The 12,278-nt window shown below is 69.0% G+C and carries 4 protein-coding genes; 1 reads left to right on the forward strand and 3 read right to left on the reverse strand.

Translation table 11 applies throughout. From position 1 onward, the window contains the following. Positions 1-335: 335 nt before the first annotated feature. Together GM676_RS20730 and GM676_RS20735 are read right to left on the reverse strand one after the other, a co-directional pair. Positions 336-9,530 carry an SPM autocatalytic domain-containing protein gene (locus GM676_RS20730; RefSeq protein ID WP_155465789.1) on the reverse strand — a complete coding sequence of 3,065 codons (9,195 nt, stop codon included), beginning with the start codon at positions 9,528-9,530 and terminating at the stop codon, positions 336-338. A gap of 397 nt (positions 9,531-9,927) precedes the next feature. Further along, entirely contained in the window at positions 9,928-10,308 is a 381-nt protein-coding gene (locus tag GM676_RS20735) for a hypothetical protein (protein ID WP_155465790.1), read from the reverse strand. 199 nt (positions 10,309-10,507) lie between these two features. Here GM676_RS20735 and GM676_RS20740 point away from each other — a divergent pair, with 199 nt between their 5' ends. After that, entirely contained in the window at positions 10,508-11,116 is a 609-nt protein-coding gene (locus GM676_RS20740) for a DJ-1/PfpI family protein (RefSeq protein ID WP_155465791.1), read from the forward strand. 43 nt (positions 11,117-11,159) lie between these two features. Here the strand turns inward: GM676_RS20740 and GM676_RS20745 are convergent. Further along, positions 11,160-12,278: cytochrome-c peroxidase (locus GM676_RS20745; RefSeq protein WP_155465792.1), on the reverse strand; the 1,119-nt coding region annotated here is incomplete at its 5' end.

Genomic DNA, 12,278 nt, shown 5'->3' on the forward strand with positions numbered 1-12,278 from the left:
TCTATCGGGACAAACATCGGAGCCGACAGGGATTTCCCGCGGGCTCCGATTTCATGTTGGGGACTACGAATTCTGGTGAACAGCGGCGTTACAAAAACTGCCGGCAGGACATACATTCTTAACGTCAACTAGCATAACAACTTTAGGACGCCGCGCCGGCTTTTTCCCAAAAACAACGTCCTGTACGGCAAAAAAACCACGCTTACGGCCGCTTGGCCCGCTAAGCCTAAAGCGACCTTTTATGGCCGCGCGTTAAGTTTTTTTGTTTACTTGTGGCAATCAAAAAAACGGCAAGACCGTGGTCTTGCCGTTTTGCTTACGCTCGCAGGCGCCGCTTATTTATGCGGGGCGGCCAGGTAACCCTGGGTACCACCTTGCAAGGCTTTCAGGCGCAGTTCGCTGTCGGCCACCGTGCTGTCGCTCAGGGCCGGCTTGGCTTCGGCCGCGTAACGGTTCAGCGCGTCGGCCAGCTGGGCGGCGCCGGCGCTGACGCCGTTGCCGCGCACATCCAGCTGGCCGCTGGCGGCCGGGGCGTTGGCGCCGGCGGCAAACGCCGCCATGGCCTGGGCCGCGCCGCTGACGCTGCCGCTGAGGGCCTGGCTGGCCGCGCCCACCTGGAACCAGACGTCGGCCGCCTGATGGGTGGCACCGTCGCTGGTCTCGAAGGTCGAGGTGGCGCCGATGAAGTTGCCGTTGCCGCCGGCCACCAGGGTCTGCTGGACATCCAGCTTGAGCTTGGTGATGCCGAGGTCGCCCAGCGATTTCAGTTCACCCGCCTGGCTGATGCCGTCGCCGTTGCCGTCGACCCAGACTTGCAGCTTGCTGAAGTTGCTGTCCTTGCTGTCGATCGCGCCGTCGCCGTTGGTGTCGAGCTCGGCCATGGCTTCGTAGCCGTTGGCGGCCTTCTGACCGTTGGCCAGGGTGGTGCCCGAACCGAACAGCTCGCTACCATCGTTGATGTTGCCGTCGCCGTTGCGGTCCAGCACCAGCAGGCCGTCGCCACCGCTCACCCAGCCGGTGTTGACCTTGTTGCCGTTGGCCAGCAGGTCGAACTGCACGCCGTGATCGATGCCCACGGTTTCAATGCCGTTGCCGTTCAGGTCCAGCACCACTGGCGTCAGCGAGATCAGGACCGAGGTCTGTGCCGGGCTCATGGCGTGGAACTGGTCCGAGCTCATGGCGTGGATCTGCTGGGTGGTCAGCGCGTGGATCTGGTTGGTCGTCATGTTGGCGACGCCGTTGGTCGACAGCGCGGCCACCTGGCGGGTGGTCAGCGCCTGCACCGCGCTGGTCGACATGGCGGCCAGGTCGGCGGTTTCCAGGGCGTTGATGGCGGCCGTGCTCAGGCCCACCACCTGACGCGAGCTCAGCGCGGCAACCTGGCCGGCGGTCAGCGCCGCGGCCTGGTTGGCGGTCAGCGCGGCCAGCTGGGCGCTGCTCAGCACCGTGAAGTTGGCGGTGCTGATGGCGCCGATGTCGGCCGTTTCAATGGCCGCCACTTGCGTGGTTTTCAGCACGCTCAGCTGTGCGGTGCCCAGGGTCGAGACCTGGCTGGTGGTCAGCGCGACGATCTGGTCGGTGCTGAGCGAGGTGAAGCCGTTGGTGCTCAGCGCCGCCACTTGCGCGGCCGACAGGTTGGCCACCTGGCCGGCGCTCAGGGCCGCCACTTGCGCGGTGCGCAGCACGCCCATGGCGTTGGTGCTCAGGCCCACCAGGTCGGCGGTTTCAATCGCCGCGATGCCGCTGGTGGACAGCGCCGTCACTTGCGTGGTGCTCAGGCTGCCCAGCTGCGAGGTGGTCAGCGCCACCACCTGGTTGGTGCTGAGGGCGGCGATGCTGCCGGTGCTCAGCGCGGCCAGGGTGGCGGTGCCCAGGGTGGCCACCTGGGTGGTGGTCAGGGCCTGCACCTGGCTGGTCGACAGCAGGGCCACGGCGGCGGTTTTCAGCGCGCCGAGGTCGCTGGTTTGCAGCGCCGCGATGTGGTCGGTCGACAGGCTGGCCACTTGCAGGGTGCTCAGGGCGCCCGCCTCGTTGTTGGTCAGGGCCACGATCTGGTTGGTGGTCAGCGCCTTCATCTGCGCCGCGGTCAGCGCGCCGATGCCGTTGGTGCTCAGGGCCGCGAAGTCGGCGGTTTCCAGCGCGGCGACCGCGTTGGTCGACAGGCTGGCCACTTGCGCGGCGCTCAGCACGCCGGCTTGCGACGCGGTCAGGGCCACCACCTGGGCGGTGCTCAGGGCGGCGGTCGAGCCGGTGCTCAGGGCCGAGACCTGGTTGGTCGACAGCAGCGCCACCTGGGCGGCGCTCAGGCCGGCCAGTTGGCCGGTGCGCAGCGCGGCGATTTCAGCGGTGGTGATGCTGGCCAGGTCGGCGGTTTCAATCGCGCCGATGGCGTTGCTGCTCAGCGAGGCGAACTGGGCGGCGGTCAGGCTGCCCAGTTGGGCGCCGGTCAGGGCCACCACCTGGTCGGTGCCCAGGGCGGCGATGCCGCCGGTGGTCAGCGCGGTCAGGGAAGCCGTTGCCAGGGTCGACACTTGCAAGGTGCTCAGCGCGGCTACTTGCGCGGTGCCCAGGGTGGCGATGGCGGCGGTCTTGATGGCGTTCAGGTCAGCCGTTTCCAGCGCGATCACATTGCTGGTCGACAGGCCGGCCACTTGCGCGGTGCTCAGCGCACCCGCCTGCGACGCGGTCAGGGCCACGATCTGCTGAGTGGTCAGCGCTTTCAACTGCGCCGCGGTCAGCGCGCCGATGGCGTTGGTGCTCAGGGCCGCGAAGTCGGCGGTCTCCAGCGCGGCGACCGCGTTGGTCGACAGGCTGGCCACTTGCGCGGCGCTCAGCACGCCGGCTTGCGAGGCGGTCAGGGCCACCACCTGGGCGGTGCTCAGGGCGGCGGTCGCGCCGGTGCTCAGGGCCGAGATCTGGTTGGTCGACAGCAGCGCCACCTGGGCGGCGGTCAGGCCAGCCAGCTGGCCGGTGCGCAGCGCGGCGATTTCATTGGTGGTCAGGCTGGCCAGATCGGCGGTTTCAATCGCGCCGATGGCGTTGCTGCCCAAGGCCGAGAATTGCGCCGTGGTCAGGCTGCCCAGCTGGGCGCCGGTCAGCGCCACCACCTGGTCGGTGCCGAAGGCGGCGATGCCGCCGGTGGTCAGCGCGGCCAGCGAGGCGGTGCCCAGGGTCGACAGTTGCAGCGTGGTCAGGGCGGCCACCTGGGCGGTGCCCAGGGCGGCGATGGCGGCGGTCTTGATGGCGTTCAGGTCAGCCGTTTCCAGCGCGATCACATTGCTGGTCGACAGGCCGGCCACTTGCGCGGTGCTCAGCGCGCCGGCTTCGCCCACGGTCAGGGCAACGATCTGTTGCGTGGTCAGCGCTTTCATCTGCGCCGGGGTCAGCGAGATGATGGCGTTGGTGCTCAGGGCGGCGAAGTCGGCCGTTTCCATCGCGGCGATCGCGTTGGTCGACAGGCTGGCCACTTGCGCGGTGCTCAGCACGCCGGCTTGCGAGGCGGTCAGTGCCACTACCTGGGCGGTGCTCAGGGCGGCGGTCGAACCGGTGCTCAGGGCGCTGATCTGGTTGGTCGACAGCAGCGCCACCTGGGCGGCGCTCAGGCCAGCCAGCTGGCCGGTGCGCAGCGCGGCGATTTCAGCGGTGGTGATGCTGGCCAGGTCGGCGGTCTCAATCGCGCCGATGCCATTGCTGCTCAGCGAGGCGAACTGGGCGGCGGTGAGGCTGCCCAGCTGGGCGCCGGTCAGCGCCACCACCTGGTCGGTGCCGAAGGCGGCGATGCCGCCGGTGGTCAGCGCGGCCAGCGAGGCCGTTGCCAGGGTCGACACTTGCAGCGTGGTCAACGCGGCCACCTGGGCGGTACCCAGGGTCGCGATGGCGGCGGTCTTGATGGCGTTCAGGTCAGCCGTTTCCAGCGCGATCACATTGCTGGTCGACAGGCCGGCCACTTGCGCGGTGCTCAGCGCGCCAGCCTGCGATGCGGTCAGGGCCACGATCTGCTGGGTGGTCAGCGCCTTCATCTGCGCAGCGGTCAGCGCGCCGATGGCGTTGGTGCTCAGGGCCGCGAAGTCTGCGGTCTCCAGCGCGGCGACCGCGTTGGTCGACAGGCTGGCCACTTGCGCGGCGCTCAGCACGCCGGCTTGCGAGGCGGTCAGAGCCACCACCTGGGCGGTGCTCAGGGCGGCGGTCGCGCCGGTGCTCAGGGCCGAGATCTGGTTGGTCGACAGCAGCGCCACCTGGGCGGCGGTCAGGCCAGCCAGCTGGCTGGTGCGCAGCGCGGCGATTTCATTGGTGGTCAGGCTGGCCAGATCGGCGGTTTCAATCGCGCCGATGGCGTTGCTGCCCAAGGCCGAGAATTGCGCCGTGGTCAGGCTGCCCAGCTGGGCGCCGGTCAGGGCCACCACTTGGTCGGTGCCGAAGGCGGCGATGCCACCGGTGGTCAGCGCAGCCAGCGAGGCGGTGCCCAGGGTCGACAGTTGCAGCGTGGTCAGGGCGGCCACTTGCGCGGTGCCCAGAGCGGCGATGGCGGCGGTCTTGATGGCGTTCAGGTCGGCCGTTTCCAGCGCGATCACATTGCTGGTCGACAGACCGGCCACTTGCGCGGTGCTCAGCGCGCCGGCCTCGCCCACGGTCAGGGCAACGATCTGCTGGGTGGTCAGCGCCTTCATCTGCGCCGGGGTCAGCGAGATGATGGCGTTGGTGCTCAGGGCGGCGAAGTCGGCCGTTTCCATCGCGGCGATCGCGTTGGTCGACAGGCTGGCCACTTGCGCGGTGCTCAGCACGCCGGCTTGCGACGCGGTCAGGGCCACCACCTGGGCGGTGCTCAGGGCGGCGACCGTGCCGGTGCTCAGGGCCGAGATCTGGTTAGTCGACAGCAGGGCAACCTGGGCGGCGCTCAGACCGGCCACTTGCGCGGTGCGCAGGGCGGCGATTTCGGCGGTGGTGATGCTGGCCAGGTCGGCGGTTTCAATGGCGCCGATGGCGTTGCTGCTCAGGGAAGCGAACTGGGCGGCGGTCAGGCTGCCCAGCTGCGCGCCGGTCAGGGCCACCACCTGGTTGGTGCCGAAGGCGGCGATGCCGCCGGTGGTCAGCGCGGCCAACGAGGCCGTGGCCAGTGTCGACACTTGCAGGGTGCTCAGGGCTGCCACCTGGGCGGTGCCCAGGGCGGCGATGGCGCTCGTCTTGATGGCGTTCAGGTCAGCCGTTTCCAGCGCCACTACGTCATCGGTCGACAGGCCGGCCACTTGGGTGGTGCTCAGCGCGCCTGCCTGCGACGCGGTCAGGGCCACGATCTGGTTGGTGGTCAGCGCCTTCATCTGCGCCGCGGTCAGCGCGCCAACGGCGTTGGTGCTCAGGGCCGCGAAGTCGGCGGTCTCCAGCGCGGCGACCGCGTTGGTCGACAGGCTGGCCACTTGCGCGGCGCTCAGCACGCCGGCTTGCGAGGCGGTCAGGGCCACCACCTGGGCGGTGCTCAGGGCGGCGGTCGAGCCGGTGCTCAGGGCGCTGATCTGGTTGGTCGACAGCAGCGCCACCTGGGCGGCGGTCAGGCCAGCCAGCTGGCTGGTGCGCAGCGCGGCGATTTCATTGGTGGTCAGGCTGGCCAGATCGGCGGTTTCAATCGCGCCGATGGCGTTGCTGCCCAAGGCCGAGAATTGCGCCGTGGTCAGGCTGCCCAGCTGGGCGCCGGTCAGGGCCACCACCTGGTCGGTGCCGAAGGCGGCGATGCCGCCGGTAGTCAGCGCGGCCAGCGAGGCGGTGCCCAGGGTCGACAGTTGCAGCGTGGTCAGCGCGGCCACTTGCGCGGTGCCCAGGGCGGCGATGGCGGCGGTCTTGATGGCGTTCAGGTCAGCCGTTTCCAGCGCGATCACATTGCTGGTCGACAGGCCGGCCACTTGCGCGGTGCTCAGCGCGCCGGCTTCGCCCACAGTCAGGGCAACGATCTGCTGGGTGGTCAGCGCTTTCATCTGCGCCGGAGTCAGCGAGATGATGGCGTTGGTGCTCAGTGCGGCGAAGTCGGCCGTTTCCATCGCGGCGATCGCGTTGGTCGACAGGCTGGCCACTTGCGCGGTGCTCAGCACGCCGGCTTGCGAGGCGGTCAGGGCCACTACCTGGGCGGTGCTCAGGGCGGCGACCGCGCCGGTGCTCAGGGCGCTGATCTGGTTGGTCGACAGCAGCGCCACCTGGGCGGCGCTCAGGCCGGCCACTTGCGCAGTGCGCAGGGCGGCGATTTCAGCGGTGGTGATGCTGGCCAGATCGGCGGTCTCAATCGCGCCGATGCCATTGCTGCTCAGCGATGCGAACTGGGCGGCGGTCAGGCTGCCCAGTTGGGCGCCGGTCAGCGCCACCACCTGGTCGGTGCCGAAGGCGGCGATGCCGCCGGTGGTCAGCGCGGCCAGCGAGGCGGTGCCCAGGGTCGACAGTTGCAGCGTGGTCAGCGCGGCCACCTGGGCGGTACCCAGGGCGGCGATGGCGGCGGTCTTGATGGCGTTCAGGTCAGCCGTTTCCAGCGCGATCACATTGCTGGTCGACAGGCCGGCCACTTGCGCGGTGCTCAGCGCGCCGGCTTCGCCCACGGTCAGGGCGACGATCTGCTGCGTGGTCAGCGCTTTCATCTGCGCCGGGGTCAGCGAGATGATGGCGTTGGTGCTCAGGGCCGCGAAGTCGGCGGTTTCCATCGCAGCGATCGCGTTGGTCGACAGGCTGGCCACTTGCGCGGTGCTCAGCACGCCGGCTTGCGACGCGGTCAGGGCCACCACCTGGGCGGTGCTCAGGGCGGCGACCGCGCCGGTGCTCAGCGCGCTGATCTGGTTGGTCGACAGCAGCGCCACCTGGGCGGCGCTCAGGCCGGCCAGCTGGCCGGTGCGCAGGGCGGCGATTTCAGCGGTGGTGATGCTGGCCAGGTCGGCGGTTTCAATCGCGCCGATGGCGTTGCTGCTCAGCGAGGCGAACTGGGCGGCGGTCAGGCTGCCCAGTTGGGCGCCAGTCAGGGCCACCACCTGGTCGGTGCCCAGGGCGGCGATGCCGCCGGTGGTCAGCGCGGCCAGCGAGGCGGTGCCCAGGGTCGACAGTTGCAGCGTGGTCAGGGCGGCCACTTGCGCGGTGCCCAGGGCAGCGATGGCGGCGGTCTTGATGGCGTTCAGGTCGGCCGTTTCCAGCGCGATCACATTGCTGGTCGACAGACCGGCCACTTGCGCGGTGCTCAGCGCGCCGGCTTCACCCACGGTCAGGGCGACGATTTGTTGCGTGGTCAGCGCTTTCATCTGCGCCGGGGTCAGCGAGATGATGGCGTTGGTGCTCAGGGCCGCGAAGTCGGCGGTCTCCATGGCAGCAATCGCGTTGGTCGACAGGCTGGCCACTTGCGCGGTGCTCAGCACACCGGCTTGCGAGGCAGTCAGGGCCACCACCTGGGCGGTGCTCAGGGCGGCGACTGCGCCGGTGCTCAGGGCGCTGATCTGGTTGGTCGACAGCAGCGCCACCTGGGCGACGGTCAGGCCGGCCAATTGGTTGGTGCGCAGGGCGGCGATTTCAGCGGTGGTGATGCTGGCCAGATCGGCGGTCTCAATCGCGCCGATGGCGTTGCTGCTCAGGGAAGCGAACTGGGCGGCGGTCAAGCTGCCCAGCTGGGCGCCGGTCAGGGCCACCACCTGGTCGGTGCCCAGGGCGGCGATGCCGCCGGTGGTCAGCGCGGCCAGCGAGGCGGTGCCCAGGGTCGACAGTTGCAGCGTGGTCAGCGCGGCCACCTGGGCGGTGCCCAGGGCGGCGATGGCGCTCGTCTTGATGGCGTTCAGGTCAGCCGTTTCCAGCGCGATCACATTGCTGGTCGACAGACCGGCCACTTGCGCGGTGCTCAGCGCGCCAGCCTCGCCCACGGTCAGGGCGACGATTTGTTGGGTGGTCAGCGCCTTCATCTGCGCCGGGGTCAGCGAGATGATGGCATTGGTGCTCAGGGCGGCGAAGTCGGCGGTCTCCATGGCGGCGATCGCGTTGGTCGACAGGCTGGCCACTTGCGCGGTGCTCAGCACGCCGGCTTGCGAGGCGGTCAGAGCCACCACCTGGGCGGTGCTCAGGGCGGCGACCGTGCCAGTGCTCAGCGCGCTGATCTGGTTGGTCGACAGCAGCGCCACCTGGGCGGCGCTCAGGCCGGCCAGTTGCGCGGTGCGCAGGGCGGCGATTTCGGCGGTGGTGATGCTGGCCAGGTCGGCGGTTTCAATGGCGCCGATGGCGTTGCTGCTCAGCGATGCGAACTGGGCGGCGGTCAGGCTGCCCAGTTGGGCGCCGGTCAGGGCCACCACCTGGTTGGTGCCCAAGGCGGCAATGGCGCCAGTGGTCAGCGCGGCCAGCGAGGCGGTGGCCAGGGTCGACACTTGCAGGGTGCTCAGGGCCGCCACTTGTGCGGTGCTCAGGCCGGCGATGGCCGAAGTCTTGATGGCATTCAGGTCGGCGGTTTCCAGCGCGGCGATGTCGTCGGTCGACAGATTGGCCACTTGCGCGGTGCTCAGCACGCCAGCCTGGGTGGCGCTCAGGGCCACGATCTGGTTGGTGGTCAGGGCCTTGACTTGGGCGGCGCTGAGGGCGCCAATGGCGCTGCTGCTCAGGGCCGCGAAGTCGGCGGTCTCCAGCGCGGCGACCGCGTTGGTCGACAGGCTGGCCACCTGGCCGGCGCTCAACACGCCGGCTTGCGAGGCGGTCAGGGCCACCACCTGGGCAGTGCTCAGGGCGGCGGTCGAGCCAGTGCTCAGGGCCGAGATCTGGTTGGTCGACAGCAGCGCCACCTGGGCCGCGCTCAGGCCAGCCAGCTGGCTGGTGCGCAGGGCGGCGACTTCGGCGGTGGTGATGCTGGCCAGGTCGGCGGTTTCAATCGCGCCGATGGCGTTGCTGCTCAGCGCGGCGAACTGGTTGGCGCTCAGGCTGCCCAGTTGGGCGCCGGTCAGGGCCACCACCTGGTTGGTGCCCAGGGCGGCGATGCCGCCGGTGGTCAGCGCGGCCAGCGAGGCCGTCGCCAGGGTCGACACTTGCAAGGTGCTCAGCGCGGCCACCTGGCTGGTGCCCAGCGCGGCGATGGCGGCGGTCTTGATGGCGTTCAGGTCGGCCGTTTCCAGGGCGGCGATCTGATCCGAGCTGAGCGCGACCACCTGGCCGGTGCCCAGCGCGCCGGCGGCGGTGGCCGACAGGGCGACGATCTGGTTGGTGGTCAGGGCCTTGGCCTGGTTGGCGGTCAGGCCGCCAATGCCGCTGGTCGACAGGGCGTTGATGCCGGCGGTCGACAGGGCCGCCACGCTGGCGGTGGTCAGCACGGCCAGCTGATTCGAGCGCAGGGCGCCGGCCTGGTTGGCGGTCAGGTAGGGCGCCTGGGCGGTGGTCAGGCCGCCGGACAGGGCGGTGACAGTCAGGGCCTGGATCTGGTTGGTGGTGAACGCCTGGATCTGATCAGAATTGAGACCCGCGATGTCTTCCGTACCCAGCGTCTGGATTTGAGAAGTCGTGGCGCTGGCGATTTGCGCGGTACTGAAAGTGATAAAAACGCTGCTCATTCTAATTTCTCCTGGAGGGGTACGGCCGTACTCGATACGTACTCAACCCGCGGTCTGCAGCCCGCGGCTCAAGCCCTGATATGGTTTAATAACAATTTAACTATTTTTCTTAAAAGCAATTTCCGTCGACGAGGGGCAAAATCTCCCTCGGTTCTGTACATAACGACGGATTTCCGACTTTCATTAAGTAAACTTTTTTTCAGCAATGAAACGTCGGCCAATGGCACTAAAAAGGCAATTCCGACTGCGCATTATATAGTGGGTAATTGCCGTGTGGAATTTATATTGCGCCTTGTCGCGACCGCGCAACCTGTCGTAACAGCATGATTAATCAGGAATCACGGAATGAAATTGCCGTGTGGGAACAGTATGCCGGGCTTGTATGACAGGGTGATGACTAGCGGCGCGCGCGCCACAGCGACAGCGCCGCGGTGGCGGCCAGCAGGGCGCCGGCCACCAGGTTGAGCACCAGCGTGCCGGTGGCGAATTGCAGCACCAGGCCGACGCTGACGCCGGCCTTGACGCTATAGTGCCAGCCGCCGGCGGCCGGGTAGTAGCTGAGCAGCTGAAGCAGATAGTACAGGCCGGCGCCCCACAGGCCCCAGCGCAGCCGCCGCAGGCACAGCACGGCCGACAGGAAGCCCAGCAGGGCGGCGCCAAACACGGCGTACAGCTCGGCGCCGGCCAGCGGCTCGCCCAGCAGGCCCAGGCACACGCCCAGCGCCAGCGCGCTGTTCAGCAACAATACCCGGGCCAGCCATTTGTCGAATTCCAGCATGCTCATCCAAAACGCGATTGATAGTCGCTGGGCGCCACGCCCAGTTGCGCGGCAAACGCGCGCCGCAGATTGTACTCGCTGTCAAAGCCGGGGTGATCAGCAACCAGATGTCGCTCGGTTTCATGTTGGCAGATATTCAACCATGAATGGCATTTGTGTCAATCGCGGCGCTGGCACCATGGCGCAAAAGGGGGTGGTCATGACACGTACTGTAGGCATTTATATTTTCGAGCAGGTGGAGGTGCTGGACTTCGCCGGGCCGTATGAGGTGTTCACCTGCGCCAGCCGGGTGGCCGGCCAGTTGGCGCCGGGGGCGGCGCCGCCGTTCCGCGTGCGCACCATCGCCGCCAGCCGCGCGCCCCTGCGGGCCCGTGCCGGGCTGGTGCTGCAACCGGAAGCCACGCTGGACGAGGCCGGCGCACCGGATGTGCTGATCGTGGCGGGCGGGGTGGTCGAGGCCGAGCTGGCGCGGCCGGAGGTGATCGCCTGGATCGCCGCCATGGCGCGCCAGTGCGAGCTGGTGGCGTCGGTCTGCACCGGCGCCCTGCTGCTGGCCGAGGCCGGCCTGCTGGATGGCCAGCCCGCCACCACCCACTGGGAAGACCAGGCCGAGCTCGCCGCGCGCTGGCCGCAAGTGCGGGTGCTGGACGGACGGCGCTGGGTCGACAATGGCCGCGTGCTCACCTCGGGCGGCATTTCGGCCGGCATCGACATGTGCCTGCATCTGGTCGAACGGCTGGCCGGCCGCGCGCTGGCGGAGCGCACCGCGCATCAGATGGAATACGACTGGCCGCCCCGCACGGCCTGACGGGTTCGTGCGGGCGTTGAGGCAAAGGAGTACGGGGCAACGCTCAACGCTGGTAGCCGTCGGTCAGGGTGTGCAGGAAGGCCACCACGTCGGCGATCTCGCGCTCGCTCAGCGCCGGCTTGCCGCCGGGCCGGCCGCCGAACGGCGCTTCGCGGTTGACGTTGGCCTCCAGCCCCGGCGGCTGGTCGTCGAACTTGCGGCCGGCGTACCATTGCCGCGGCGCGGTGTCGCGCGTGGCGTAGAAGCGCACCACCTGCGCCAGGCTGGTGAAGCCGCCGTTGTGGAAGTACACCTGGCGCACGGCGACGTTGCGCAGCGACGGCGTCCTGAAGGCGCCGCAGTATTCCTTGTGGTCCTTGAGGTCGGTGCGGTCGGGGCCGCACAGGCCGAGGTCGTAGTGATCGGGATCGGCGTTCACCGCCAGCCGGCGGTTGCGCGGCACGCCAATGTTGATCAGGCCGTAGTCGGTGAATTGCGGGAAGGCGCCGCCCGGCGCGATGCGGCTGATGTGGCAGGACGCGCAATTGCCTTTGGTGACGTCGTTGAACACGGCCAGCCCGCGCAGTTCCTGCGCCGACAGCGTGGTCTGCTTGCGCAGGTAGGCGTCGTATTTGCTGGTGTAGGGGTAGAACTCGGCCGGGCTTTGCTGGAACACTTCCAGCGCCATCAGCGCGCCCTGCAGGGCGGCGTGCGGCCGGGCGAAGATGTCGTCGCCGAACACCAGCCGGAACTGCGGCGCCAGCGGGCTGGCTTGCAGCCGCGCCAGCACCGCCGCCGTGTCGCGGTTGCCCATTTCGCGCGCCGACAGCAGCGGCCCCAGCGCCTGCTCGTGCGCGCTGCGCGCCCGGCCGTCCCAGTTGTGGCCGCCGGTCGGGCCGGCGTCGACGCTGTCGTCGCCATCGTCGTCGTGGTAGTGCTCTGTGAAGGCGGGCAGGTTCTGGAGGTAGCGCAGCGACGGCGCCGCGCGCGTGCCCTCGCTGCGGCCGTCGGCGCCGCCCAGCTGGACCGCCAGCCGGTTGTCGGGGCCGTAGGCGCGGTCCGGGCTGTGGCAGCTGGCGCAGGCCACGCGGCCCGAGGCCGACAGCGCCGGTTCCAGGAACATGGCGCGGCCCAGCGCGGTCAGCTCGGGCACGCCGGGGCGGCGGCCGGCCGGCGGCGCGTA

It is taken from the genome of Duganella radicis (genome assembly GCF_009720825.1).
GTDB lineage: Bacteria > Pseudomonadota > Gammaproteobacteria > Burkholderiales > Burkholderiaceae_D > Rugamonas > Rugamonas radicis.